The sequence below is a fragment of the Nonomuraea dietziae genome (genome assembly GCF_014195505.1).
GTDB lineage: Bacteria > Actinomycetota > Actinomycetes > Streptosporangiales > Streptosporangiaceae > Nonomuraea > Nonomuraea roseola.
In genome coordinates this window covers 1,699,116-1,725,448 of record NZ_JACIBV010000001.1, presented here as the reverse complement: position 1 = coordinate 1,725,448, position 26,333 = coordinate 1,699,116, and the positions used below count along the sequence as shown (strand labels likewise).

Annotated in this window: 20 protein-coding genes and 2 pseudogenes; 8 read left to right on the top strand and 14 right to left on the bottom strand. The window is 71.5% G+C overall.

Annotated elements, in window-relative coordinates:
• Positions 1 to 25 precede the first annotated feature (25 nt).
• The 3 genes from FHR33_RS08430 to FHR33_RS08420 are packed head-to-tail and all read right to left on the bottom strand — an operon-like array spanning position 26 to position 5,843.
• Positions 26 to 1,591 carry a Rossmann-fold NAD(P)-binding domain-containing protein gene (locus FHR33_RS08430; RefSeq protein WP_183645413.1) on the bottom strand — a complete coding sequence of 522 codons (1,566 nt, stop codon included), beginning with the start codon at positions 1,589 to 1,591 and terminating at the stop codon, positions 26 to 28.
• Positions 1,592 to 1,635: 44 nt separating this feature from the next.
• Complete coding sequence (locus tag FHR33_RS08425; protein ID WP_183645412.1) at positions 1,636 to 3,447, bottom strand: DUF8769 domain-containing protein; 1,812 nt, start codon at positions 3,445 to 3,447, stop codon at positions 1,636 to 1,638.
• A 5-nt stretch (positions 3,448 to 3,452) separates the two neighbouring features.
• Positions 3,453 to 5,843: a glycoside hydrolase family 2 protein gene (locus FHR33_RS08420; protein WP_183645411.1), complete on the bottom strand. Its 2,391-nt coding sequence runs from the start codon at positions 5,841 to 5,843 to the stop codon at positions 3,453 to 3,455.
• A gap of 190 nt (positions 5,844 to 6,033) precedes the next feature.
• Between FHR33_RS08420 and FHR33_RS08415 the strand changes: the two genes are divergently transcribed.
• The 4 genes from FHR33_RS08415 to FHR33_RS08400 all read left to right on the top strand — a co-directional run bounded on the left by FHR33_RS08415 (position 6,034) and on the right by FHR33_RS08400 (position 10,346).
• Complete coding sequence (locus tag FHR33_RS08415; RefSeq protein ID WP_183645410.1) at positions 6,034 to 7,440, top strand: ABC transporter substrate-binding protein; 1,407 nt, start codon at positions 6,034 to 6,036, stop codon at positions 7,438 to 7,440.
• On the top strand, positions 7,437 to 8,390 hold the full coding sequence (locus FHR33_RS08410) for a carbohydrate ABC transporter permease (protein ID WP_183645409.1): 954 nt from the start codon (positions 7,437 to 7,439) through the stop codon (positions 8,388 to 8,390). Before FHR33_RS08415 ends, FHR33_RS08410 begins: the two co-directional genes overlap by 4 nt.
• Positions 8,387 to 9,256 carry a carbohydrate ABC transporter permease gene (locus FHR33_RS08405; protein WP_246451711.1) on the top strand — a complete coding sequence of 290 codons (870 nt, stop codon included), beginning with the start codon at positions 8,387 to 8,389 and terminating at the stop codon, positions 9,254 to 9,256. The genes FHR33_RS08410 and FHR33_RS08405 overlap by 4 nt, the downstream gene beginning before the upstream one ends.
• A 67-nt stretch (positions 9,257 to 9,323) precedes the next feature.
• Positions 9,324 to 10,346, top strand: coding sequence for a LacI family DNA-binding transcriptional regulator (locus FHR33_RS08400; RefSeq protein ID WP_183645407.1), 1,023 nt, complete (start codon positions 9,324 to 9,326; stop codon positions 10,344 to 10,346).
• Between the two features lie 204 nt (positions 10,347 to 10,550).
• On the opposite strand, the gene FHR33_RS08395 is transcribed toward FHR33_RS08400, so the two are convergent.
• The 9 genes from FHR33_RS08395 to FHR33_RS08350 all read right to left on the bottom strand — a co-directional run bounded on the left by FHR33_RS08395 (position 10,551) and on the right by FHR33_RS08350 (position 21,495).
• Positions 10,551 to 13,448, bottom strand: a complete 2,898-nt coding sequence (locus tag FHR33_RS08395) for a hypothetical protein (RefSeq protein ID WP_183645406.1) — start codon at positions 13,446 to 13,448, stop codon at positions 10,551 to 10,553.
• 331 nt (positions 13,449 to 13,779) lie between these two features.
• Complete coding sequence (pcaDC, locus tag FHR33_RS08390; protein WP_221241658.1) at positions 13,780 to 14,871, bottom strand: bifunctional 3-oxoadipate enol-lactonase/4-carboxymuconolactone decarboxylase PcaDC; 1,092 nt, start codon at positions 14,869 to 14,871, stop codon at positions 13,780 to 13,782.
• Positions 14,872 to 14,974: 103 nt separating this feature from the next.
• A complete protein-coding gene (locus FHR33_RS08385; RefSeq protein ID WP_183645404.1) occupies positions 14,975 to 16,501 on the bottom strand; it encodes a lyase family protein in 1,527 nt (508 codons plus the stop codon).
• Positions 16,488 to 17,024 carry a protocatechuate 3,4-dioxygenase subunit alpha gene (gene pcaG / locus FHR33_RS08380; RefSeq protein ID WP_183645403.1) on the bottom strand — a complete coding sequence of 179 codons (537 nt, stop codon included), beginning with the start codon at positions 17,022 to 17,024 and terminating at the stop codon, positions 16,488 to 16,490. Before pcaG ends, FHR33_RS08385 begins: the two co-directional genes overlap by 14 nt.
• Positions 17,021 to 17,761 carry a protocatechuate 3,4-dioxygenase subunit beta gene (pcaH, locus tag FHR33_RS08375; RefSeq protein WP_183645402.1) on the bottom strand — a complete coding sequence of 247 codons (741 nt, stop codon included), beginning with the start codon at positions 17,759 to 17,761 and terminating at the stop codon, positions 17,021 to 17,023. Before pcaH ends, pcaG begins: the two co-directional genes overlap by 4 nt.
• 7 nt (positions 17,762 to 17,768) lie before the next feature.
• Positions 17,769 to 18,914: a thiolase family protein gene (locus FHR33_RS08370; protein ID WP_183645401.1), complete on the bottom strand. Its 1,146-nt coding sequence runs from the start codon at positions 18,912 to 18,914 to the stop codon at positions 17,769 to 17,771.
• Between the two features lie 69 nt (positions 18,915 to 18,983).
• The gene (locus FHR33_RS49965; RefSeq protein ID WP_221241007.1) at positions 18,984 to 19,322 is read right to left on the bottom strand and encodes a methyltransferase domain-containing protein; all 339 of its coding nucleotides are present in this window, start codon (positions 19,320 to 19,322) and stop codon (positions 18,984 to 18,986) included.
• A 111-nt stretch (positions 19,323 to 19,433) separates the two neighbouring features.
• A complete protein-coding gene (locus FHR33_RS49045) occupies positions 19,434 to 20,717 on the bottom strand; it encodes a 2'-5' RNA ligase family protein (RefSeq protein ID WP_221241006.1) in 1,284 nt (427 codons plus the stop codon).
• Between the two features lie 25 nt (positions 20,718 to 20,742).
• Positions 20,743 to 21,495, bottom strand: a complete 753-nt coding sequence (locus FHR33_RS08350; protein WP_183645400.1) for an SDR family oxidoreductase — start codon at positions 21,493 to 21,495, stop codon at positions 20,743 to 20,745.
• 61 nt (positions 21,496 to 21,556) lie between these two features.
• Between FHR33_RS08350 and FHR33_RS08345 the strand changes: the two genes are divergently transcribed.
• Positions 21,557 to 22,678: a methyltransferase gene (locus FHR33_RS08345; RefSeq protein ID WP_246451710.1), complete on the top strand. Its 1,122-nt coding sequence runs from the start codon at positions 21,557 to 21,559 to the stop codon at positions 22,676 to 22,678.
• 12 nt (positions 22,679 to 22,690) lie between these two features.
• Here the strand turns inward: FHR33_RS08345 and FHR33_RS08340 are convergent, their stop codons facing one another.
• Complete coding sequence (locus tag FHR33_RS08340; protein ID WP_183645398.1) at positions 22,691 to 23,488, bottom strand: SMP-30/gluconolactonase/LRE family protein; 798 nt, start codon at positions 23,486 to 23,488, stop codon at positions 22,691 to 22,693.
• Positions 23,489 to 23,596: 108 nt separating this feature from the next.
• Here FHR33_RS08340 and FHR33_RS08335 point away from each other — a divergent pair.
• The 3 genes and pseudogenes from FHR33_RS08335 to FHR33_RS08325 form a co-directional block, all read left to right on the top strand.
• Positions 23,597 to 23,801: pseudogene (locus tag FHR33_RS08335) on the top strand (hypothetical protein); the annotation flags it as partial.
• A 41-nt stretch (positions 23,802 to 23,842) separates the two neighbouring features.
• On the top strand, positions 23,843 to 24,049 hold the full coding sequence (locus FHR33_RS08330) for a DUF418 domain-containing protein (RefSeq protein ID WP_183645397.1): 207 nt from the start codon (positions 23,843 to 23,845) through the stop codon (positions 24,047 to 24,049).
• 63 nt (positions 24,050 to 24,112) lie between these two features.
• Positions 24,113 to 24,739, top strand: a pseudogene (locus tag FHR33_RS08325) (IS256 family transposase); the annotation flags it as partial.
• Between the two features lie 614 nt (positions 24,740 to 25,353).
• Here FHR33_RS08325 and FHR33_RS08320 read toward each other — a convergent pair.
• The gene (locus tag FHR33_RS08320) at positions 25,354 to 26,316 is read right to left on the bottom strand and encodes an alpha/beta hydrolase (RefSeq protein WP_183645396.1); all 963 of its coding nucleotides are present in this window, start codon (positions 26,314 to 26,316) and stop codon (positions 25,354 to 25,356) included.
• Positions 26,317 to 26,333 lie beyond the last annotated feature (17 nt).

The window sequence follows — 26,333 nt, the reverse complement described above, 5'->3', positions numbered from 1 at the left end:
TGCGCCCGCGTGAGCCTGGACTCTCCTAGCCGTTCAGGTGGACCGCTTCGACGTTCCTGTTCGTCGCGCGCATGATGTCGGTCATCTCGTGATAGGGCTGGTCCTGCTGGTTGGCCAGGCCCATGTTGAAGGCCTCGGTGGCGCCGGGTTTGCGGGTCACCGCCTGGTCGTAGTAGACGAACCAGGCGTAGCCCACGAAGACCGGGCTCTTGGCCTGCGCCTCGACGAACGCCTTGAACTTCTCGCCCCTGTCGGCGATGCCGGTGGCAGTGATCGAGGGGTTGTGGGAGGTGAGGCCGCGGTCGGGGTAGCAGAAGGAGAACTCGATGTTGATGATCGGCTTGTCGTGGGTCTCGTACTGCCGCAGGTAGTCGGCGCTGTCGGAGTACCAGTCGAAGGAGATCGCGTCCAGGTGCTCGATGCCGCCGACGTTCCACTCCGGGCTCGTCCGCCAGGTCGGCACCAGGGAGGATCCGAGGAACAGGTGGTGCGGGTCGTGCCGTTTGATCGCCTGGCGCACCTTGCGGAAGTAGGTCGCGGAGGCCTGGGTGATGAAGGCCCGCACGTCGCCGTCCGGCACCCTGCCGATGTCGATCACCTCGTCGGCCAGCGCGCGGAAGGAGCGGGCATCAGTGCCCAGGATCTCGTTGACGCGGGCGAGATCCGCGCCGTAGGCCTGCTCGAGGTGGCGCACGAAAGCCCTCTTGGCCGGCAGGTCAGAACCTCTCCGCACCACCTGGGCCACGATCTCCCTGTTCCAGCCCCGCTCGTTCTCGAAGAAGTAGCCGATGAGCCACGGGTCGTCGCGCATCCTGCGCATGCCGAAGTCGCCGAAGGCGCGATCGAGCTTGGCGGAGAAGTCACGGTCGAACGGGTCGATGCCCCAGCCCACCTTGATGACGTCGGTGGGCGTCGGCGCCCGCTCGATGTAGGGCATGACGACGGCTGGGTCCCTGTGCCACTTGCCCTGGGCGTTGAACCCCCAGTCGATCATCCGGCGCCGGCTGATGTCGCGCCACCTGTCCTTGTAGTCGTCGCCGTACTTGCGCATCAGGTTCGCCTTCAGGAAGCTCACCGTGTGCAGCCCCTGCTCGACGACGGCGTACGCGGCGGCGAACCGGTCACGGTCGGGCAGCTCCTCGAACAGCTCGCGAGGGCTGCCGTCGGCGTTGAGGTACAGGGTGCCGTAGCCCCACTCCTCCGCGGAGAAGGCGTCGACGCCCTTGAGGAAGAACAGGTGGCCGTCGGGGGTGACGAACCACCAGCGGCCCTCGACCTTCTCCAGGCGGAAGTATCCGGTCGCCTCGCGCCGCCCCAGCCGCTTCAGGCCGCCGTAGGCGTCATAGGTGGTGGTGTCGAAGGCGACGTCGGCCAGCCGCGCCGCCTCCTCGGCGTACTCGCGCCGCAGTTGCTCGTCCGAGGTGACCTTGCCTGGCCAGCTCTGGTGGAGGTACTGGCCGTAGCGGTCGACGAGCGCGGTGCCGGCAGCGTTCGCCGGTGCCGCCGTGGCCGCCCGGCCTTCGGCGAGCACGCCGGCCGCGGCGAGGGCTGGTACGCCCAGGAGCAGGCGTCGTCGTGATATCGGGGACATGGGTGTGGACTCCTTCTTGTGGGGGAGTGAAACGTGTCCTGGAGTTACCTGTCGAAGGGCGTGGGTTCGGCCGGTGAGCTCACCCGCAGGCCGTCCCAGCGCCAGCGCAGCAGGCCGTCGCCGTCGTGGTCGCCGGTCACGGCGGCGGTGCCTGGCCGCTCGCCGGGGGCGAGCAGTTCCAGGGCGAAGGCGGCCCGCAGCCTGGCCTGGTGGAAGTCGAGCGGCGTGCTCGGCCCCTGGTGCAGCCGCACCTCGACCCGCGCCTCGCCGTCGTCGTTGACGGCCTGCCAGGTTCTGGTCCGGTCGAGGAAGCGCGCGGGAGCGGTGTGCACGACCGCCTGCCGCTCCCCTGCGCGCAGGGCGAACACGCCGTCGCCCAGCTCGCGGGCCTCCACCCCGCGGCCCCGCAGGGTCACGCTCAGTCGCAGGTCGCCGACGTGGAAGACGCTGCCGGCGGGCCGGTCGAGCACGGGGTGGAAGTCGCCGGAGTCGTAGCTGAGCCACCAGGCCGACAGCACGCGCGGGCCTTCCTGATGCTGGCGGCACCAGGCGGCGCTCAGGTCGTGGCCGTTGAGCGACATCCGGGCCCGCAGGACCACGGCCGGGTCGTCGGGGGTGCGCCAGTAGCCGAGCAGGGGGCGGCGCTGGACCCAGGCGAACTCCTCGTCGGCGGAGCCGAGGCAGGCGTCCTCGGCGAACCAGGACGTGCCGGTCGTGTCGGAGCTGAATCGGGTGCGCACCTGGTAGGGCACCGAGGGCAGGGCGCGGAAGCGTTCGGCGATGGGCCGCGGGCAGGGCAGCGGCGGCACCAGCAGCGGCGCGACCACCGACGCGACCACCGGCGGTGGCGCCTGCGGTGGCCGCTCCTGGATCGGCCCTTCCTGCGACGGCCCTTCCTGCGACGGCCCTTCCTGCGACGGCACGTGCGGCTCGGCCTGGCGGCCCGACTGCCCGGCCGCCACGACGGGCGCGCCCGTCTGCGCGCGAAGGTACGCGGCCAGGTCCGGCTGGATCCTGTCGTGGTAGGCGCGGCTCATCGGGCCGGCGAGCTGGCCGGTGCCGGGATGGAACCGCTCGGCCAGCGCCGCCCACGTGAGCTCCCTCAGCTGCTCGGCGACGGCCCTGAAAGCGGGATCGGTCACGATCAGCGCGGCCCGCTCCAGCTCCTCCAGCACGACCCTCCCGTAGGCGGGGGAGTTGTACTCGGTGAACCCGCCGGCCTCGTTGTGCAGGGCGAGTACCGCGCGCAGCCGCCGCCTGCCGAAATCCAGCAGCAGCTCGCCATCCACGAACTCCAGGGCGTCGTCGACGTCACGGGGAGCGGAGGCAGGGGCCTGGGGAGGCCCGGGGCGCAGCAGCTGTCCGGCCGCGGCGGCCGTCACGGCGCCCATCACCGCGATGTTGGTGTAGCCGGGATCGACGTTGCGGCGGAAGACGGACATCGCCGCGTGGTGGAGCGCGGCCCGCACCCGCCGCCGCACGCGAGGCTCGAGCAGCCGGCCGTGGACGGCGAGGACCTGCGCCAGCCGTACCCCGATGAAATCGGCCCAGTTCCAGTCGGCCGGGTTCATCTGCTCGGGCGGCTCCTCCATGAACCATCCCCAGATCCCGTAGTGAGCCGACAGCGGGTCGGTCACCTGCAGGTCGGCCAGGGCGTCGAGCACCTCGCCCGCGCGATCGGCCCTGCCCAGCCGCAGCAGCGCGATGGCGTAGTCGGCGGCCAGCTTGGTCTGGTGCGCCCGGGCGCCCTCGGGGACGCGGGTGTGATAGCCGGGCCCGGTGGCGGGCGACCAGGGCATCCGCACGTCGGCGTCGTATCGCGCGTCGAGCTCGGCCACGTACTCCTCGAGTCGCATCCGCCCTACCTCCCGTCGTTGACGCAGCGCAGCACCGGGGCGCAGATCAGCGACGCGGGATCGAGGTCGCGGGAGCTGCGGACGTGGAAGACGGCTCGCTCGCCAGGCAGCAGCGTGATCATCATGTCGTCCACGGTGGCGTCCGGATCGAGCCTGTCGGGCAGGAGCGTCAGGTCGCGCAGCAGGGTGCTGGCGGTGACGGTGACGAGGTAGCCGTCGGCCACGGGCCGCACGCCCGCCTCGAAGCCTGCGGAGGGAAGCGCCAGGTCGACGTCCTCGGCGAAGAACCGGATGACGCGCGTCTCGTCCATGGCGGCCACCAGCAGCTCGGCCGACGGGTCGGCGGCGGTGGCCACGTGAGGAGGCAGGGCGATCCTGCTCACGCTCCTCGGCGGCACCCGCACCCGCGCCGACTCCTTGGCCAGCGGCTCGCCTGTGAGGCTGCGGCGCACCAGCTCCAGCTCGCCCGACCACGGCTCGGGGCTGTCGTTGACGGCGACGAGGGCGCCGTCCTGGACGGTCAGCAGGCGGTCGGCGTAGGCGCGGCGCAGCGCGTACCAGAGGGGTTTGCGGCGCCCGTCGCCGTCGATCGCGGACCAGGAGGTGACCGGCCAGCAGTCGTTGAGCTGCCAGACGATCGTGCCCATGCAGGACGGCATGAGCGAGCGGAACCTCTCGACGCCGAAGCTCACCGCCCTGGCCTGGTTGAGCTGGGTGAGGAAGTGCCAGTCGTCGAAGGTGGCGGGCGGCGGCAGGTGCCCGTCCAGGCCGCGCAGCAGCTTGCGCTGACCGTCGACCGCCTTCTGGTGGGAGGAGTCAGCGGTGAGGGGGCCGTGCGTGACGGAGCGGCGCAGGGTGGCGTGGGTGGGAGGGCCCTGGAAGCCGAACTCGGCGACGAAGCGTGGCCGCCAGTCGGCGTAGCCGGTGTAGTCGCGCTCGTTCCAGACGTCCCAGATGTGGACGGTGCCGTGCTCGGGCGCGTTGGGATGGCGGCTGTCGTCGCCCGAGTACGGCGTGCCCGGCCAGTACGGCCTGCAGGGGTCGAGCTCGGCGACGATGCCGGGCAGCACGTCCAGGTAGTAGCCCGCGCCCCAGCTGCGGTCCGCCAGCTGCTCGCGCCAGCCCCAGTCGGCGTGGCCCATGAAGTTCTCGTTGTTGCCGATCCACAGCACCAGGCTGGGGTGCGGCGCCAGACGGACCACCTGCTCGCGGGCCTCGGCGGCGACCTCGGCGGCCAGGGGGTCGTCCTCGGGGTAGGCGGCGCAGGCGAACAGGAAGTCCTGGAAGACCAGGAGGCCGAGCTCGTCGGCCAGGTCGTAGAAGTCGTCACTTTCGTACAGGCCGCCGCCCCACACCCGCAGCAGGTTGACGTTGGCCTCGCAGGCCTGGGCGAACCGCTCGGCCAGGCGCTCGCGGGTCACGCCTGCGGGAAAGCAGTCGTCGGGGATCCAGTTGGCGCCGCGCACGAACACCGGCACGTCGTTGACGACGAGGGTGAAAGCCGATCCTTGCTCGTCAGCGGTGGTGTCCAGCCGGATCGAGCGGAAGCCGACGTCGCGCCGCCAGGTCTGTCCCGTCTCCTCGAGCACGACGGTGAGCGGGCTGAGCGGCTGCGGGCCGTAGCCGCGGGGCCACCACAGGTCGGGCTCGTTCACGCGCATCTCCAGGACCGCCTCGCACGCGCCCGGCGCCAGCCGTGCCCGGGCGAAGGCCCCTGCGACGGTGGCGGTCAGCGTGATCGGGACGTCTGCGGCGCGTTCCACCGAGACGTGGACCCGCACCAGGCCGTCGCGCCCGTCGAGGGTGACCTCCGGGCGGACCTGGGCGAGGCGGGCGGTGCTCCAGGTGTGCAGGGCGGCCGGCCGCCAGATGCCGGAGGTGACGAGGGTGGGGCCCCAGTCCCAGCCGAAGTTGCAGGCCATCTTCCTGATGAACTGGTAGGGCTCGGGATAAGGGCTCGGGCGTCCGCCGCTGACGGCCCGTTGCGCCTCGGCGTGGTGGTACGGGGACTCGAACTCCACGGCCAGCGTGTTGCGGCCCTGACGCAGCAGCTCGCGGACGGGGAAGCGGTAGGAGCGGTGCATGTTGGCGACCGCGCCGACCCGCTCGCCGTTCAGGGTCACCGTGGCGACGGTGTCCAGACCGTCGAAGGCCAGGTCGGCGCGGTCGAAGTCGTCGCCGTCGACGGCGAAGTCGGTCTCGTACCGCCAGGCCGTACGGCCGATCCAGGCCAGTCCGTCCTCGTTGTCGTCCAGGTAGGGGTCAGCGATGAGCCCAGCCGCGAGCAGGTCGGTGTGCACGCAGCCGGGAACGGTGGCGGGCACGTTCTCGATGGCCACCTCGGACGAGACTGCGGTCACGGTCCACCCGTGATCCAGCGGTCGGTACACACTCACATGGTCTCCTCTGGATGCACTTAAGCGCATAAGCAATGGGGACGATATGGCCGCCGCTCCTTCAGGTCAATACCGTAATCGAGCTGGCATGCGATCCGTGATCGCGCTTTATGAGGCGCTTCAGCGAAGTATTGACAACGGGGCGGATTGCCACCCATAGTGACGGCCCACCCCCTTGAACGGAGCTCTCATGCGAGAACGACCGCCGGGCCTGTACGCCGCCGCCCTCACCGCGCTCGCCGGCGCTGCCCTCACCGCCGTCGCCGGCTGCTCGGGTGGACCCGCCGAGCCCGCCGCGGGCGGGCGGACCCGGATCACCGTCGCGGACCTGCCGCCCACGACCCAGCAGAACGTGCGCCAGCAGTTTCTCAACCAGGTCGCGGCCTTCGAGAAGGCCAACCCCGACATCGACATCGAACCGCGCGAGTCCAAGTGGGAGGCCAAGACCTTCGCCACCCGCCTGGCCGGAGGCCAGGTGGAGACGGTCTTCCAGGTCCCGCTCACCGAGCCGCAGGGGCTGATCAAGCGGGGCCAGGTCGCCGACATCAGCGGTGAGGTCAGCGCGCTGCCGCATGCCGCCACGTTCGACAAGCGCGCGCTGGCGCCCGCGACCGACCAGGCCGGCCGCATCTACGGCCTGCCCACCAGCCAGTTCGCCCTCGGCCTCGTCTACAACAGGCAGCTGTTCGACAAGGCGGGCCTCGACGTCGCCAAGCCGCCGACGACCTGGGACGAGGTCCGCGCGGCGGCCAAGACGATCACCGACAAGACCGGCGTGCCCGGCTTCGGCGTACCGGCCACCAACAACACCGGCGGCTGGATCTTCACCACGATGACCTACACCTACGGCGGCCGCGTCCAGCAGGACAGTGGCGGCAAGGCCGTCGCCACGCTCGACACCGAACAGTCCCGCGCCGTCCTCGGCCTGCTCAAGGGGATGCGCTGGACCGACGGCTCCATGGGCACCCAGCACCTGCGCAACGCGGCCGATCTGGCCAAGAACTTCGCCGCGGGCAAGGTCGCCATGATGATCGCCACGCCCAGCTCCTACACCGAGTTCGCGACCCAGTTCGGCGGCGCCGCCGAGGTGTTCGGCATGGCCGCGCTTCCCTCGGCCGGCACGCCAGCGACGCTGCTCGGCGGCAAGGTGGCCGTGGTCAGCCCCAAGGCCACCGCGGCCGAGCGGGGCCGCCGCGGTGAAGTGGATCGACTTCTTCTTCCTCAAGCCGCGATACGACACCAAGGCCGCGGCGACGGTCGCCGCCGCCAAGGCCGCCGACGACGTCCCTGTCGGCTTCCCCTACGTCTCCCTGTACGGCCCCGCGGTCGCGGACCCCGTCCTGCGAGCCGAGCGCGAGCACGCCAACGTGCCGGTCGCCAACTTCGAGCCGTACGAGAAGGGCGTGGCCGCCCAGGAGTTCGTCACCGAGCCTGCCGTCGCGGGCCAGGACATGTACGCGGCGCTGGACACAGCGGTGCAGGCGATCCTGACGCGCGAGGACGCCGAGCCGGCCGAGGAGCTGCGCAAGGCCCAGGACAAGGCCGCCGCCGCGCTGGATCGGGCCCGGCAGTGACCGCAGGACGGGAGCGCCGATGACGACGCTGCACCGGCGCCCCGCACGGGATCGGCCGCGGGAGGCGTCGGCCGGTCCCGTACGGGACGGCCGCAGGCTCGGCCTGCCGCGCCGCCGGCCGCGTCCGGCGGGCTGGTTGTTCGTGCTGCCCATGGTGGCGGTGTTCGGATGCTTCGCGTGGTGGCCGATCGTGCGCGGCGCCGTGCTGAGCTTCCAGCGCACCAACCTGGTGGAGGCCCCCGTGTGGGTGGGGGCGGACAATTTCGCCGCGCTGCTGGCCGACCCGCTGCTGTGGATCACGGTCCGCAACACGCTCTGGTTCGTCGGGCTGGCGCTGATCCTGGGCTTCCCGCTGCCGATCCTGCTGGCCGTGGTGATGTCGGAACTGCGCAGGTTCGGCGGCCTGTTCCGGGTGCTGGTCTACCTGCCGGTGGCGGTCCCGCCCGTGGTGGCGGTGCTGATGTGGAAGTGGTTCTACGATCCGGACCACGGTCTGTTCAACCAGGCTCTGGCCACGATCGGGCTGGGCCCCTTCCTCTGGCTGCAGGACACCACCACCGCGATGCCGAGCCTGGTGCTGGAGGCCACCTGGGCCGCCGCGGGCTCGACCGTGCTGATCTACCTGGCGGCGCTCACCTCGGTGCCGGGTGAGCTGTACGAGGCGGCCGAGATGGACGGCGCCTCCATCTGGCGGCGGCTGTGGCACGTGACCCTCCCGCACCTGAGGGGCGTCCTGCTCATCATGCTGCTGCTGCAGATCATCGGGACCTTCCGGGTCTTCACCGAGCCGTTCGTGCTCACCGACGGCGGGCCCGAGGACTCCACGGTGACGATCCTGCTGCTGATCTACCGCTACGCGTTCATCTACGGCGACTACGGCACGGCCGCCGCGCTCGGCGTCCTGCTGGCGATCGCGCTCGGCGTCGTCTCCGCCGTCTACCTGCGTCTGACCAGGAAATGGAGCCGTGCATGAGTGACGACCGCGGCCGGGGCATCGTCTCCGACCTCGACCGGCGGCGGCCCGCCATGCGCTGGTCCCTGCGGCTGACCCAGGGCGTGCTGCTGCTGGCCACACTGGTGGTCGGGCTGGGGCCGATCCTGTGGACCGCGAAGGGGGCGCTGTCCTCCACCCAGGAGCTGTTGCGCGAGCCGCTGCGGCTGTGGCCCTCCGATGTCCGGTGGGAGAACCTGGCGGCGGCCTGGACGGAGCTGAGAGTCGGCCACTACCTGCTGAACACCGTCGTCCTGGTCGGCGGCTCGTGGTTCGTCCAGCTGTTCGTGGCCGCCACCGGGGCGTTCGCGCTCTCCGTGCTCAGGCCCAGGTTCGGCCGGTTGATCTACGGCGCGGTGCTGGTCACCCTCTTCGTCCCGTCCACCGTGTCGCTGGTGGCGCTGTACCTGACGGTGCTCGACCTGTCTCTGGTGGACACCCCGTGGGCGGTGTGGCTGCCCGCGGGCGCGCACGCCTTCAACGTGCTGATCATGAAGCAGTTCTTCGACGCGCTGCCGCGGGAGCTGTACCAGGCCGCCCAGGTCGACGGGGCGGGTCCATTCCGGCTGTTCTGGCAGATCGTCCTGCCGATGTCGCGGCCCATCCTGGCGGTAGTGTCGCTGCTGGCGGTGATGGACGCGTGGAAGGACTTCCTGTGGCCGATGGTCGCCATCTCCGACGCCGAGGCGCACCCGCTGGCTGTCGCGCTGCCCAGGCTGGCCGAGACGGCCGAGCAGAACCAGGTGATCGCCGGCATGCTCGTCGCGATCGTGCCGCCGGTGCTGCTCTTCCTGGTCTTCCAGCGGCACATCATCCGCGGCATCGGTTTCACCGGGCTCAAGGGGTGACCGGAGTGATCGCTCCCGTACGGCGGGCCGGCGCCAGGCCCGCCGTACCAGCGGGTAAGGTGCGAGCGTGAAGCGGCCGACCATCGCCGACATCGCCCAGCGGGTGGGGGTCTCCCAGGGCGCGGTGTCCTACGCCCTCAACGGCCGCCCCGGCGTGTCGGAGGCGACACGAGCACGGGTGCTGAAGGTCGCCGACGAACTGGGCTGGCGGCCCAGCGCCGCGGCCCGCGCCCTCACCGGCGCCCACTCCGGCGCCATCGGCCTGGTGCTGTCCAGACCGCCGAGCGTCCTCGGCGCCGAGCCGTTCTTCATGGAGCTGTTCAGCGGGATCGAGACAGCGCTGAAGCCCCAGTCCTACGCGCTGATGGTGCAGATGGCCGACGACCAGGACGCCGAGATCGAGGTCTACCGCCGCTGGTGGGCGGAGGGCCGCATCGACGGCGCCATCGTGGTGGAGGTGCACGTCGCCGACCGCCGCACCCCGGTGCTCGAGGCGCTCGGCATGCCCGCCGTGGTGATCGGCGGGCTGCCGGGCAGCGGCTCGCTGGTGTCCGTGCGCTCGGACGAGAGCGCGCCTGTGCACGAGACGGTGCAGTACCTCGCCGCGCTGGGCCATCGCAGGATCGCCCGCGTGGCAGGCCTTCCCCACCTCGTGCACACCAAGGTGAGGGACGAGGCCTTCGCCGAGGCCTGCGCCAGGCTGGGCCTGGAGGAATGCGCCACCCTGCACACCGACTACACCGGCGAGGAGGGAGCGCGCGCCACCCGGCGCCTGATCAGCTCCCCCACGCGGCCGACCGCGATCGTCTACGACAACGACATCATGGCGGTGGCCGGCCTGTCGGTGGCGCAGGAGATGCGCCTGCGCGTGCCCGACGACCTGTCCCTGGTCGCGTGGGACGACTCGCAGCTGGCGCAGGTGGTACGGCCGGCCCTGACCGCGATGCGGCGCGACGTGCCCGCCCTCGGCACGGCCGCGGCCCGCCTGCTGCTGTCGCTCATCGGAGGGGAGACGGTCTCCGACCTGGAGACCGAACCGGCCCAGCTCGCCCCACGGGGCAGCACGGGCCCGCTGGCTCAGGACCGCTGAGGACAGGACCGCTGGAGGACAGGGCGGCTGAGGGCAGAACCGCCGAAGGACAGAACCGCTGAAGGACAGGGCGGCTGAGGACAGAACCGCCGAAGGACAGAACCGCCGAAGGACAGAACCGCTGAAGGACAGGGCGGCGCCGGATCGGCGCCGCCCTGTCCCGCTCCCGCTCCTTTCAGGTTCGTTGTGACCGCGGGCCGAGCCCTACCGTCGCGGCACCTTCACCCGCAGCGGCGCGGTCGTGGCCGTGCCGCCGCCGCTCGTGCCGCTGACCTTGAGGACGAGGGTGACGGTGGTGGCGCGGGAGGGAAGCCGGACCGTCCCGTCCGGTGCGACGATGTCGGGCCTGCTGGAGGAGGCGATCTCCAGGGTGAACGCCCGCGGCAGCCGCGGCAGGGTCAGCGCGGGCTCGTGCCCGCCGGTCACCGGCCCGAGCCGGGTGATGGAGCCGGCGACCATCGGGGCGGTGAGCTCACGGGTGCCGTGCAGGTGCACCAGTTCCAGCGTGAGGTTGGCGTCCCGCATGACGTCGGTCATCTCGGTGTAGGGCTGGTCCTGCTGGTTGAGCAGGCCGAAGTTGAAGCTCTCGCCGTCGCCGGGCCGTCCGGTGACGGCCTGGTCGTAGTAGACGAACCAGCCTGAGCCGACGAAGACCGGGCTGGCTGCCTGCGCCTCGACGAAGGAGCGGTACTTGGCGCCGCGCTCGGCGATCGTCGCTGAGCGGGTGGAGGCGTTGATCGCCCGCAGGCCGCGCTCGGTGGTGCTGAAGGAGTACTCGAGGTTGAGCACCGGCTTGTCGAGCGCCTCGTATTCGGACAGGTAAGCGGCGCTGTCGCTGTAGACGTCCAGTGACACCGCGTCCAACTGGTCGATGCCGCCGATGTTCCAGTCGAGGCTGGTCCGCCAGGTGGGAACCAGCGCGGAGCCCAGGAACAGGTGATGGGGATCCTGCTTCCTGATGGCGGTGCGCACAGCGGTGTAGTAGGTCTTGGACGCCAGGCGGATGAACCCCTTCATGTCCTGCGCGGGCAGCTTGGCGACGTCGATCGGGGTCGCCGCCAGCGCCTCGAAGGAGTCGGCGGTCACGCCGAGGACCGCGTTGACCCGCGCCAGGTCCTGCCCGTAGGCGCCGGCCATGTAGGTCGCGAAGGCACGCTTGGCCGGGAGCGTGGCGTCCTTCAGCAGGATCTCCTTGACCACGTCGGCGTTCCAGCCCCGCTCGTTGTCGAAGAAGTAGCCGATCAGCCAGGGATCGGTGCTCCGCGCTGCCAGGCCGCGGGCGGCGATGTGCCGGTCGAGTTTGGCGGCGAACTCGGGGTCGAACGGGTCGATCGCCCACAACACCTTGATCACATCGGCGGGGGCGGGAACCTGGTCGATGTACGGCAGGCGCAGCCCCGGATCGCGGGCCCACTTGCTCAGCCCGTTGAACCCCCAGTCGACCAGCCGCCGGGTGGTGACCTTCCGCCACTCGCGCTCCCAGCCTCGCCCGTACTTGCGCATGAGGTTGGCCTTGACGAAGCTCACCACGTCGCCGCGCTCGGTCGTGGCGTAGGCCTGCCTGTAGCGCACGGGGTCGGGCAGCGACTCGAACACCTCACGCGGGCCGCCGCCCGGCTCCTTGTACAGCGTGCCGTACCCCCACTCGTCGTGGGAGACCGAGTCGACGCCCTTGAGCAGGAACGGGTAGCCGTCGGGGGTGACGAACCACCACTTCCCCTCGATCTTCCTGAGCCGGAAGAACCCTTCGGCGGGCTGCTTGCCCAGCGCCTTGACGCCTCCGTACCGGTCGTGGACGGCCCGGTCCAGGGACACCTCCTCCAGCCGCTCCCACTCCTGCTCGCGGTCTTCGCTCAGCCGGGCGTCGGAGGTCACCTTGCCCGGCCAGTCCTCGTACAGGTACTGGCCGTACTGGTCGGCCAGCTTGGTGTGGCGGCTCAGCTCGTGCCGCAGTCCGTCGGCGTCCAGCGGCGGCGCGGGGTTCGGGCCCGTCTGTCCGCTGCCCCTGGTCAGCTCGATCTCCGAGAGCGGGATGTGCAGGTACTGGTTGCCTCTGCTGAGCTGGATCCGAAGGAAGCGGGCCGACCTGCCGGTCATCGGGATCTCGAGCCGGTAGTCGAGCTCGGTGCGGGCCCGTACCCCGCGGGTGGCGATCCGATAGGTGGTCTCCGCCTCGGCCCGGTAGGTGACGGTGATCTCGTCGAAGCCCCAGAACTGGTTCGGCGCCTTGCTGAAGATCTTGATCGTGTCCAGCGGGTGGTCGGCCAGCAGGTCGAAGACCACCGACACCGTCTTGGGCGCACTGGCGCTGCCTCGCCATCCCACGTAGCGGGCCAGGTCGCGGTCGAACAGCTCGCCGTGGCTGAACGGCACGACCCCTCCGCCGTTGTCCGGCACGCCGTCGTGCGGGGTGACCTCGGCGTAGTAGTTGCCGGCGTCCACCATCCCCGGGCGCGGGATCTGCCTGACGGGCTTGGTGATCTCCGTGCGCAGCGCGTCCGCCGAGAACGGCGGCGCGGGGGAGGCCCCCGGCTCGCCGGTGCCCGGGTGGACGGAGATCTCGTTCAGCGCCATGTGCTGGTACTCGTGCAGGCGCGTGATCGTGACGATGACCAGGCGGGCGGTACGGTTTCCCAGGTCCACGGTGAGGGTGTTGTTCAGCGGCACGCCCGCGGGCAGCGGGCTGGCGGTGCCGTACCAGGGCTGGGCTTTGATCGAGGTGTAGTCGTCGTCGGCCTCGGCGCGGGTGCGGACGGACACGGCGGCGATGCCGAAGTAGCGGTTGGGGGCGTTGCTGACGATCGTGATCTGTTCGAGCGGGTGGTCTCTCAGCAGGTCGATGACGATGGAGACCTCTTTGTACCTGGCCGAGCCGTCGCCGGCCCACTGGGCCCTGGTGGTGACCGACGCGTCGGCCAGCGCGCCATGGCCGAAGGCCAGCAGCCCGCTCTGGTTGAGGTCGGGGCCCGCGCCGGAGTCGGGCGCCTGGTCGTAGGCGTAGGCGCCGGTGGTCAGAGCGGGCTGGGGCTGGGCCCGCGCGGGCAGGGAGACCAGCAGCGGGACGACGAGCACGAGAAGTGCGGTCAGAAGCCTGGATAACACGAGCTGAAACCCTTCAGTGCTGTGGCTCCGCATCGGGGCTTCATCGGAAAATGGCAGGACCTCCCCCGAGTGTTTCTCTGTTCCCGCTGCTCATCCGCGCTAGTCGCCGGTGCGTACACCTGGGTGGCCTGCTTCTTGCAGACGTCACGATGACGAAACATTCACGAGATGTCAACGACTTGTTCGCTAAATTGCTTAAGCGCTAAAGTCGGATTGTGTGTGAGTCTCCATGTGCGGCGTCATGAGGTGGCGGTGCTGCACCGACCGCCTTGGCGGGACGCCCGGGCGGCGGCTGGGCGGGTCAGTGGCCGCCCGCGTGGAGACGGGCGGGTCAGCGCCCCTCTTCCCTCAGCACCCGCTGGGCGACCGCGAAGGCGGAGTTGGCGGCCGGCACGCCGCAGTAGACGGCCGTCTGGAGCAGCACCTCGCCGATCTCGTCGGGGGTGAGCCCGTTGCGCAGCGCGCCCCGCACGTGCATGGCCAGCTCGTCGAGGTGACCGTGCGCGACCAGGGCGGTGAGGGTGATGCAGCTGCGGGTGCGGCGGTCGAGCCCTGGCCTGGTCCAGATCTCGCCCCACGCGTAGCGGGTGATGAGGTCCTGGAAGTCGCGGGTGAACGGCGTGGTCGCCGCGATCGCCCTGTCGACGTGGGCGTCGCCGAGGACGTCCCGCCGTACGCTCATGCCGGTGACAGGCGCGCGCAGGTGCGCCTCGAGGGCGGCCGTGACGGCCGCGGGCCTGTCCACGTTGGCCAGGTGGGCCGCCGAGGGGATCTCCATGAGCGTGGCGTCGGGCAGCCCGTCGGCCAGCTCCCTGCCATGGGAGGGTGGGGTGGCGGGGTCGTCGCGGCCCGCGACGACCAGGACGGGCTGAAGGATCTCACCGAGGTCGGCGCGCAGGTCGTAGCGGGCGAGCGCCTCGCAGCAGGCCGCGTACGACAGGGGATCGGTGGTCGCGAGGTCGTCGAGGAGGGCGGGGGAGGGCTCGCCCGCGAACCATCGCGACCGCGCGCCCTCCAGCAGCGGGGCGGTGCCCTTGTCGCGCACCAGCGCGGCCCGCTCCAGCCAGGGCTGCCCTTCGCCGAAACGCGCGGACGAGCACACCATGGCCAGCGACCTCACCCGCGAAGGGTGATGGAGCGCGAGGTGCGCGCCGATCGCGCCGCCGAGCGAGATGCCCGCGTAGTGGAAGTCGTCCCATCCCTGGGCGTCGGCCAGGCGCAGCACCAGCTCGGCCAGGCCGCCGACGGTCGCCACCTCGCCTGGCTCCGACCCGCCGTGCCCGGGCAGGTCGAAGCGGAGCACGCGGTGACGCAGCGCGAGCGCCCCCATCTGCGGCTCCCATACGCGCAGCGAGGTGCCGAGCGAGGGCCCGAGGATCAGCGGGACACCGCCCTCCCCGCCGTCCAGACGATGATGCGGCAGACTCACGCGCTCTCCCCGAGGGTGCGGCGGCTCACGGTCCCGCCGACGGCACGGCGGCTCACAGACTTCTCTCGGGTACGGCGAGGCGTGGTGGCGGGGCGGGTCACGGGGTCTGTCCTGGGGTGCGGCGCAGGGCTCGATCGACGAGGGCGGGCGCCGAGCCGAGGTAGTGAGTCGGGTCGAGCAGGTCGTCCAGGGCGAGCCGGTCGCCCACCGCCTGCTCGAGCGCCTCCCTGAGCCCCTGACCGGGGGATGCCCCGGCGAGCAGGGCCCTGGCGCGTTCCTTGCCGAGCACAGGGGTCAGCGCGGCGGCGAGACGTTCAGAGACGATGAGGCCGCCCGTCAGGTCGAGGTTCGCGCGCATCCGCTCCCGATCGACCCGCAGCCCCTCCACCAGGTCGGCGGCGTCCCTCGCCGCGCCGCCGACCAGGCGCAGCAGGTCACGCAGGGTCTGCCACTCGGCATGCCACGCCCCCGAGGGACGCTCGTCCTCGGCGGCCAGCGAGCCGTAGAGGACGGCGGCCAGCGCGGGGGCCCTGCGCACGGCGGCGGCGATCCAGGTGGCGCGCACCGGGTTGCTCTTGTGCGGCATGGCCGACGAGCCGCCCCCCGCCGCCTCGCTCACCTCGCCGATCTCGGTACGCGAGAGCACCAGCACGTCGGCGGCCATCTTGCCGAGGGCGCCCGCGGTGAAGGCGAGCGCGCCGCCGAGGTCGGCGACCGGCGTGCGCAGCACGTGCCATGGCAGGACGGGCTCGGCCAACCCGGTCTCGCGAGCGAACCCGGCGACCAGCGACGGCCCCACCCCAGCAGGCTCCCCACCCGACCCCGCCGAGCCTTCCGAGCCGCCCGACCCCGCCGAGCCTTCCGAACTGCCCGACCCCGCCGAGCCTTCCGAGCCGCCCGGGCCGCCCGGGCCTTGCGAGGACTTCGAGCTCTCCGGAACCTCCACGACGGCGGGTCCCGGCGAACCAGGCGGCACCGCCGACGTCGCAGGGGCTTGCGAGATGGCGGAGAAGGCGGCCATGGTGCCGGCCGCGCCGCCGAGCTGGGCGGGGAGGGAGCGTCGTACGGCCAGCAGCCGGTCGTGGGCGTCCAGGGCCAGCGCCCGCCACCCCGCCGCCTTGAGCCCGAACGTGGTCGGGACGGCGTGCTGGGTCAGCGTCCGCCCCGGCATCGGCGTGTCGCGGTGCTCGGCGGCCAGGACGGCGAGCGCGCCCGCCGTACGGGCCAGGTCGGACAGGACGGCGCCGAGCGCGCGGTGGGCGACGAGCATCAGCGCGGTGTCCATGATGTCCTGGCTGGTCGCGCCGAGATGCACGTACGGCGCCGCCCTGTCGCCGACCGCGGCGGTCAGGTCGGCGACCAGGGGGATCACCGGGTTGCCGCCCTCGCGGGCGCGCAGAACCAGCGAGGGCAGGTCGAAACGCTCCGCACGGGCGGCCTCGGTCACCCAGAGCCCCGCCTGCTCAGGGACGTGGAAGCCGCCTCCGGCGAGCGACGCCCACGCCCTGGTGAGCGCCGCCTCAGCGTCGAGCAGCGCCTGGAGGAAGGCCTCGTCGCTGGTCGCGGCCGCCACCGCCGAGCCCGCGTGGCCCGCCGACAGCAGCCCGAGATCAGCCGAAGTCAAGGAAGACCGTCTCCTGCTCACCCTGCAGGCGCACGTCGAACACGTACACACCCTCCCGTTCCTCGGCCGCCATCAGCGTCGCCCTGCGGCCGGGCTCGAGGGCGGCCAGCAGCCGGTCGCCGGGCTCGTCACGCAGATAGGCGCGAGTGTAGAGGTGGTGGCCCAGGCCGCGCGCGAAGACACAGACCGAGATGTAGGGCAGTCCAGGCATCAGCGTGCGCAGCATCCAGCGCCCGTCGGCGTCGGTGGCGACCCTGCCGAAGCCGGTGAAGTCGAGGCCGTGCCTGCCGATGATCGCCCCCGTCACCGGATCACGCCGCAGCGAGCCGGGCGCGCCGCGCAGCCCGCCGTCGGGGTCGGACTGCCAGAACTCCAGCAGCGCGTCGGGGACGGGCTCGCCCGCTCCGTCGTAGACCCTGCCGTGGAGCACGATGCCGCCGTGGGCCAGGTCGCCGCCGCCCGCGAACGGCAGCGCGTAGCCGTAGAACGGGCCGACGGTCTGCGAAGGAGTGGGTTTGATCATGATTCCATCCAGGTCGCGGAGGGGCCGTCCAGCACGATGTCCCACCGGTAGCCGAGCGACCACTCGGGAACCGACAGGTCGTGGTCGTAGGCCGCGATCATCCGCTGCCTGGCCCGCTCGTCCAGGACGGAGTTGAAGATCGGGTCGTAGGGGAACAGCGGATCGCCGGGAAAGTACATCTGCGTGATCAACCGCTGCGCGAAGGCCGTGCCGAACAGCGAGAAGTGGATGTGCGCGGGCCGCCAGGCGTTGCGGTGGTTGCGCCACGGGTAGGCGCCGGGCCTAACCGTCGTGAACGCGTAGCGGCCCTCGTCGTCGGTCAGGCAGCGGCCGACGCCGGTGAAATTGGGGTCGAGCGGCGCCGGATGGTCGTCGCGCTGGTGGAGATAGCGTCCCGAGGCGTTGGCCTGCCACACCTCGACCAGCTGGCCGCGTACGGGGCGCCCCGCCCTGTCGAGGACCCTTCCGGTCACCGTGATGCGCTCGCCGAGCGGCTGACCCTGATGCTGACGGGTGAGGTCGGCGTCGAGGGCGGTCACGTCCGTGACGCCGAAGACCGGGCCGGTCAGCTCGGCGGCCTCGGGGTCGTCCACCACCACGAGCGGCTGGTGCGGGTGACGCAGGGCGCTGCTGCGGTAGGGGGCGAAGTCGCGGGCGGCATGGTGCCGCTCGACCCCCTCCTTCAGGTACGCCTCGTGCAGGTCGGCGATCTCGGCGGAAATGCGTTCTTGGGTCATGAATTCCTCAGCGCTCCAGGACGACGGCCAGGCCCTGGCCGACGCCGATGCACAACGCCGCGAGGCCGAGGCCCGAGCCCGCGGAGGCCAGCTGGTGGGCGACGGCGCCGGTGATGCGCGCGCCCGAGGCCCCGAGCGGATGGCCGAGGGCGATGGCCCCGCCGCGCGGGTTGACGATCGAGGGGTCGAGGTCGGGCAGCTCGGCCAGGCACCCCAGCACCTGGGCGGCGAAGGCCTCGTTCAGCTCGACGACGGACGGCTCGCGTCCCCTCAGCGCCTTTCTCATCGCCTCGACGGGGCCGAGGCCGAAGTACTGCGGCTCGATCGCGCTGACCGCGCTGCCGGTGATCCTGGCCAGCGGCTCACGCCCGACGGCGGCCAGGCCGTCCGCGTCGCACAGCAGCAGCGCGGCGGCGCCGTCGTTGAGCGGGGAGGAGTTTCCCGCCGTTACCGTGCCGCCCTCGCGGAAGGCGGGCTTCAGCCTGGCCAGCGCCTCCAGCGAGGTGTCCTCGCGGATGGACTCGTCCCTGACGACCTCGCCGACGGCCACCACCTCGGCGCCGAAATCGGCCTCGGCCGCCTTCTGGTGGCTGGCCAGCGCGTAGGCGTCCTGCGCCTGCCTCGAGACGCCGTGCCTGTCGGCGACCAGCTCGGCGCCCTCGCCGAGGGAGACCGTCCACTCGGGGGCCATGCGCGGATTGACCAGGCGCCAGCCCAGTGTGGTGGAGACCAGCTCCTGGTTGCCCGCGGGGAAGGCGCGCGAAGGCTTGGGCAGCACCCACGGAGCGCGGCTCATCGACTCGACGCCGCCCGCGACCACCACCGAGGCGTCGCCGAGGGCGATGGCGCGATAGGCCTGGATCACCGCCTCCATCCCGGAGCCGCACAGCCTGTTGACCGTCGCGCCGGGCACGCCGACCGGCAGCCCCGCCAGCAGCGAGGCCATCCTGGCGACGTTGCGGTTGTCCTCGCCCGCGCCGTTGGCGTTGCCGAACACCACGTCGCCGATCGCGGCGGGGTCGAGGGCGGGGGAGCGGGCCAGCAGCTCCTTGATGACGTGCGCGGCCAGATCGTCGGGGCGGACGCCGGACAGCGCCCCGCCGTACCTGCCGATGGGCGTGCGGACCGCGTCCACGACGAAGACCTCGTTCACAGCGACGACGCTAGGGCGCGATCGCCCCGCCCGCACGCACCGGCTTCCGGTGAGTGGAAGCCAGCGCGATCAGCGTAGACGGGGTCGGGACGCGGGCGATCCTGCTCGGGCAGCGCGGCCGGCAGGGCGTCGAGCTCCTCCAGCTCGGCCGGGCGCGCACCGCCGCGCGTCGCCGATCACCACGGACGCCTCCAGGCGGGAGGCGGCCACCCGCGCCATGCCGGGCGAGCTGTCGACGCCCACGATCCACCGTCCCAGGCGCCTGAGCAGGGCGGTGACGATACCGATCCCGCAGGCCACATCGGCGATCACCGCCGCCGAGCCGGGAAGGAGTCTCTCGACCGCCTCCGCCGCCGCCCGCGCCCCTGACCTCTCCTTCGCGCGTGGCGTCGTAGTGGGCCGCCTCACTGTCGTAGTCGAGCACCCGCGCCTCCTCCCTGTCGGAACCCCGATCGGTCGGAGCCCCGGTCGGTCGGAGCCCCGGTCAGTGGGGCCCGGCTCCGTCGCGGTCCTAATCCGTCAGAAGTCGAACTGCGCGAACGGCTCGCCGCGCAGGATCGCCAGGAGCGCCGCCTGCGGGTAGGGCACCAGGGCGTCGGGCAGCGCGTCCAGCGGATGCCAGTCGAGCGCGGCGCACTTTCCCGGCTCGGCGTTGTACGGCTCGCCGGTCCACCGCTCGGCGCGGAAGAACAGCCCCATCCTGTCGGGCGCCCGGTGCATGGCGTGCGCGAAGGTCAGGTCGGCGGGGTCGATCACCACGCCTACCTCCTCCCTGGCCTCCCGTACCGCGGCCTCGAGCGCCGATTCGCCCTCCTCCAGATGTCCTGAGGGCAGGTGCCACAGGCCGTCGGCGTAGCCGGTGTTCGCGCGCCGTCCGAGCAGGACCCGCCCCTCGCGGACGAACAGCACGTGCACGTCCACGATCGTCCTGAACCTGGCCCTCTTCACCTCGTGTGGCGCGACCGCCCCGCCGCGCCGCTCCAGCGCCTGAGCCCACTTCACCGCCACGGCCGCGACCTGCACCAGCTCGGCGCGCAGCAGGTCGGGGTCGTCCTCGGCGAAGGCCTCCATGACCTCCTCGAGCAGCACGTGCCGCCAGGTGTGCTCGCCCTGCCTCGCGGCCGCCTCGAGCTCGGCCCTGGCCTGGGCCGCCGCCGCGGTGCGCTCGGGGCCCGTGCCGTCGGGGAGTTCCTGGACGCCCCACATCGCGTCCTGTGCCACCCGCTCGGCGGCCACGTCGGCCAGCACAGCGGCCAACGAGCCCGGCATCCCGTAGTCGCCGTCGCCGAGGGGGAAGAACTGCTCGGCCCGCCACGTCGTGCCGTCGAAGGTCGCCAGCGTGACCCCTCCCACCTGGGCGGTGAAGGGTAGCCGCGTGACCAGGTCGGCCTCGATCCGCGCCATGACGTCGGCCTCCGCGCCGTCGGCGACCGTCAGGTGGGGGACCACGTCCGGGTGGCGCCCGCCGTACGGCCGGGCCTCGGGCCAGCGGGCGGTGACCGCCTCGGTGAGCTCGCGCAGCGGCCCGGAGGGCTCGGGGGCCAGGTAGAGCACGCCGGGGAAGCGGCCGGTCGCGCGGAAGGTCAGGTCGAACGCCCTGCGGGCCGCGAACAGGCGTGCGAGCTCGTCGCGCACCCCTGCGTCGATCCGCCCGAGCGTCAGGAACGGGTAGAGGACCGTGACGTGCGCGCCCACGCCGTAGCGGGCGGAGGAGTCGTAGAGCCCGCGCCAGCGCCCCACGACGGGTTCGGCCGCGGGCACGTTCACCACCAGGGCCGTCTGGCCCACCTCGAAGCGCTCCACGCCGTTCGCTCCTCTCCTCGCGCGGTCAGGTGACGGTGTGACCGCCGTTGACGGTGATCTGCTCGCCGTTGACGAACCCCGCCGCGTCGGAGGCGAGGAAGGAGACCACCGCGGCCACGTCCTCAGGGGTGCCCGTCCTGCGCACCGGCGTCTCCGCGACGTAGGCGGCCAGCTCATCGGCGGGCAGGTCCGCGTGCCGCTCGACCGGGATCCAGCCGGGCGCCACGAGGTTGACGGTGATGCCGTGGGGGCCAAGCTCGCGCGCCCACGACCTGGTCAGGCCGAGCTGCGCCCCCTTGGCGGCGACGTAGGCCGACATGCCGGGCAGGGCGCGAGCGAAACTGTCGGAGCCGATCTGGATCAGCCGTCCCCGCCCTCTCGCCTTCATCGCGGGCAGCGCGGCGCGCAGCAGCAGGGTCGGACTCTTGACGAAGAACAGCAGCTGGTCCAGGTGCCCCTGCCAGGTGAGCTCCTCGACCGTGATGCTCGGCTGCGGGCCCGTGGCGTTGGCGACGACGACCTCCACGGGGCCCAGCGCCCTGCCGACCTCGGCGAACAGTGTCGTGACCGACTCCTCGTCAGTGACGTCGGCGGCGAACGCCTCGGCGGCGCCGCCCTTTCGCCTGATCTCCTCGACCACCGCTCGAGCCGCCTCGGCGCCCGAACGATAGTTGACGGCCACCGTCCAACCGTCGGCGGCCAGTCGCCTGGCGAGAGCGGCGCCGAGTCCTCTGGAGGCTCCCGTCACCAGCGCGACGGAACCGGTTCGTTCGATCATGGTGGACACGAACTCTAGCGGGCGGCGTCCCTCTCCACCTGCTCGGCTACCCTGGGGCGCGATGAACGAGCTCGACCTGACCCGCTACCCCGCCAACCCCCGCGACCAGCTGCGCGCGTGGGACGCCGCCGACGAGTACCTCCTGCGGCACCTCGGCGACACCCTCCACGGCGACGTGGTCGTGTTCGGCGACCGGTGGGGAGCGCTGGTCACCGCGCTGGCCGCCCACCGGCCCACCCAGATCACCGACTCCTTCCTCACCCAGGAGGCCACCAGGGCCAACCTGAAGCGCAACGGGATCGACGAGGGACAGGTGCGCCTGCTGTCCACCAGGGACACCCCGCCCGACCGCGTCGACGCGCTGCTGGTGCGGGTGCCCAAGAACCTCGCGCTGCTGGAGGACCAGCTGCACCGCCTGGCGCCCGCCGTCCACGAGGGCACGGTCGTGGTCGGCGCCGGCATGGTCACCGAGATCCACACCTCGACCCTGCGGGCCTTCGAGCGTATCCTCGGCCCCACCAGGACCTCCCTGGCCGAGCGCAAGGCGCGCCTCATCTTCTGCGCCCCAGACCCCTCGCTGCCGAGAACGCCGAGCCCGTGGCCGGTCAGCTACGCCCTGCCCGACGACGTCGGCCCCGCCTCGGGGCGCACCGTCGTCAACCACGCCGGCATCTTCTGCGCCGACCGCCTCGACATCGGCACCAGGTTCCTGCTGCGCCACCTGCCGGGCAGCAGGGGCCCGGAGCGCGTCGTGGACCTCGGCTGCGGCAACGGCGTGGTGGGCCTGTCCATGGCGCTGGCCAACCCCGAGGCCGAGGCGCTGTTCGTCGACGAGTCGCACCAGGCGGTCGCCTCGGCGCGGGCCACCTACCAGGCCAACCTCGGATCCCAGGCCGGGGCCGCCGCCCGCTTCGCGACGGGCGACGGCATGGCGGACGTCGAGCCGGGCTCGGTCGACCTGGTGCTCAACAACCCGCCCTTCCACACCCACCGCGCCACCACCGACGACACGGCCTGGCGGATGTTCACCGGATCCCGTACGGCGCTGCGCAGGGGCGGCGAGTTGTGGGTGATCGGCAACAGGCACCTCGGCTACCACGCCAAGCTGCGCAGGCTCTTCGGCAACTGCGAGGTCGTCGCCAGCGACCCGAAGTTCGTCGTCCTGCGCGCCGTCAAGCGCTGAGCCGGCGGACCGTCATGGCCGCGTCCGCACCGACAGGATCCTCCCCTCGCGCTGCTCGGCGGCCTTGTTCGCGTCGGGCGCCGTGCACAGGAACAGCGTGCGCCCGTCGCCCCCGCCCAGCGCGCAGGCGAAGACGCCGAGCTCGCCCGCGCTGACCTCGTCGACGATCTCGCCGCCCTCACGGACCCTGACGGCTCTGTTGCCGCCCGCGTCGGCCGCCCAGATCGTGCCGTCCGCGTCGAGCGCCAGGCCGTCGGGCGCGCTGCCCTCGGGCAGCTGCGCCCACGTGCGCCTGCCGCCCAGCGATCCGTCGGGGGCGAGGTCGAAGGCGGTCAGCCGCCCCGCCCACGACTCGGCGACGACCAGCGTCGCGCCCCCGTCGGTGATGACCATGCCGTTGGGGAAGCGCATCCCCTCCGCGACCACCGTGACCGAGCCGTCCTGGTCGACCCGCAGCAGGACGGTGTCGGGCCCGGCGAAGTCGATGGTCCCGACGTAGGCGCGGCCGTGGCCGTCCATCACCAGGTCGTTGCTGAACTGCGTGCTGTACGGCGACAGGTCGGCGTACTCCACCGCCTTGCCCTCGCTCACCCTGAGGAGCTTGTTGTCCATCATCGAGACCACGAGCAGGTCGCCGTCGGGCAGCCACCCGAGACCGGACGGCGCGCCGGGCACCTCGGCGACGGGCTCGGCCGTGCCGTCCATCGAGATCGCGAAGACCTGGTAGCGCCAGAAGTCCGAGACCCACAGGCGCCCCTCGTGCCAGCGCGCCCCCTCGAAGAACGCGCCCCCACTGACCAGCGTTTCCATCACTGTTCCTCCTTTTCACAGGAGACGTAGAAACCGGGGCCCCTTTCTCGACATCCGGCCGGAAAAATCTTGGAAGAATCTTGGACGGGGCCCGGTAACGTCGTGCGCATGGAGCCTGACCAGTACGTCCGGGTACGCGGCGCGAGGGTGCACAACCTGCGTGGCGTGGACGTCGTCATGCCGCGCGACGCCCTGGTCGCCTTCCGCCGCTACCTGGAGGGCTGATCGCGATCCCGGCCGGCCGACCGGCGTGTCGGGCTCGGGCAAGTCGTCGCTGGCCTTCGGCACCCTCTACGCCGAGTCGGGCGGCCGAACCGTTTCACCACCGCCGTCCAGGCGCTCGGCCGGCGCTCGGTGAGCCTCTATCTCTTCCAGTCCGTGGTGTTCGTCCTGGTCTTCTACCCGTACGGGTTCGCGTTGCAGGACGACCTCGGGCTGGCCGGCGCCACGGGGGTGGCCGCGGCCACCTGGGTGGTGTCCGTCGCTCTCGCCGAGTTCATGCGCCGAGCCGGCTACCGGGGGCCTGCGGAGATCCTGCTGCGCCGCCTCGCCTACCGATGAGCCGCGGCAATGCTCTCATCTGACCGTGGCCGTCCTGGCAGGGCTCATGGCCCATGCGGCGCAGCGCTGGAAGGCGAGATCACCGACCATCTCGGCCACGACAAGCACGATCCGGCTGGTCGCGGGGCGGGTAACTCGCGCAACGGCAGCAGGGCCAAGACCGTGCTCACCGATGTGGGGCCGGTGGAGATCAGCGTGCCCCGCGATCGGGACGGCAGCTTCGAGCCGAAGATCGTCCGCAAGCGGCAACGCCGGCTGTCCAGCGTGGACGAGATGGTCATCTCTCTGGCCGCCAAGGGGCTGACCATCGGGGAGATCTCCGCGTATTTGGCCAAGGTCTACGGTGCCGAGGTGTCCAAGCAGGCCATCTCCACCATCACCGACAAGGTCCTAGAGGGGATGGCCGAGTGGCAGAACCGGCCGCTGGATGCCGTCTACCCGGTGATCTTCATCGACGCCGTGCACGTCAAGCTGCGCGACGGCCAGGTCGCCAACCGGCCCATCTACCTGGCCATGGCGGTCACCGTCGACGGCGAGCGCGACATCCTCGGGCTGTGGGCCGGCGATGGCGGTGAGGGCGCGACGTTCTGGCTGCACGTGCTGACCGAGATCAAGAACCGCGGCGTCGGTGATGCGCTGATGGTGGTCTGCGACGGTCTGAAGGGGCTGCCGCAGGCGATCGAGACCATCTGATCCCGCCTCCGCACGACGGAGGCGGGAGCCTCCGGCCGGTCTTTCCGCCGGCGGCTGCCCATGCCGCCCACCTATACCGACGAGTAGGTGCGTGAGCTGTCCGTGCCCGTACAGGTGCTGCTGGGCGCTCGCAGCGCAGTGCACGACGCGCAGGCGGTGCCGCGCGGCTGGCCGAGATCGCGTCCTGGCGGCCGACGAAGCTGCGGGCAGACCGTCGCGGCAGCGACACCAGCCGAACCGGCGACCGTTCTTCGGCAGTCGCCGCGCCGGCCGGGTTGGTCGACGCGGCCAGGCCAGGCCGGACGTCCAGGCCGGACGTCCAGGCCGGGCAACGGCAGGGTACGGCGTAACGCGACCACCGCGCCTACCAGACCGACCAAGCCACCCAGGCCGATGACGATCCCGTGGCTACGGGGTGCTGTCCGTCACGAAGACGTGACCAGGCGACGCCCCACACGGTCATTGGTCTGCTCCTGCGCGATGCGGATCGTTCGACGCCACAGCGGCTCCAATGCCGGGGTCGAGGAACGAGAGGACAGCCGTCCCGGCGTCGCCGGGAATGGTGGAGTCAGTGCCGGGACGGCGATGTCGACCCGGCACTGACGTGTGAGTCAGCCGTGCAGGGCTTCCTTGAGCACGGCGACGGCCTGCGCGATGGCAGCCTTGGCGGCGTGAGTGTCATGCATGGAGTTGACCATCACGAAGTCGTGAATGATCGCCGCGTACCGAACCTGTGTGACGGGAACGCCCGCCTCGCGCAGCTTGCCTGCGAACGCTTCCCCCTCGTCCCGCAGAACGTCAGCTTCCGCGTTGATGATCAGTGCGGGCGGCAGGCCGGTCAACTGCTCGGTGGTAGCGCGCAGTGGCGAGGCCGTGATCTGTGCGCGGTCCTGCTCACTGGTGGTGTACTGGTCCCAGAACCACTTCATCCCCTCGCGGGTGAGGAAGTACCCTTCGGCGAACTCCGCGTACGAAGCGGTGTCAAAGTTGGCGTCGGTCACGGGGTAGAACAGCACCTGCTGCACGAACGAGACGTCACCGCGCTCTTTCGCCATAAGCGTCAATGCGATGGCCATGTTGCCGCCGACCGAGTCGCCGGCAATAGCGATCTTTGAAGAGTCCAGCCCCTTCCCGACGCCATCGGTGGTGACCCACTGAGCTACGCGGTAGGACTGCTCGTTCGCGACCGGGTAGTGCACGTCTGGGGAACGGTCGTACTCGGGAAAGACCACGGCCGCGTTCGCGCCGACAGCCAGGTCACGGACGAGGCGGTCGTGGGTGTGCGCGTCGCCGAACACCCAGCCTGCGCCGTGGGTGTAGATGATCACCGGGAGGGTTCCGACGGCGCCTCGGGGCTTGACGATGCGGACCTTCACCGAACCGGTGGGGCCGCCGTCGACGGTGATCCACTCTTCGTCGATCTCAGGTTTGAAGATCGGACTGTCCTGCACTCCGTCGACGGCCTTGCGGCCCGCCTCTGGAGCAAGCTGGTAGAGAAATGGGGGCTCCGAGGTCGCATCGACGAACTCCTGTGCCGCCTTCTCAAGCGAGATGCCCAAGGGGTTTCCTGCCATGATCGCCTTTACTCCTT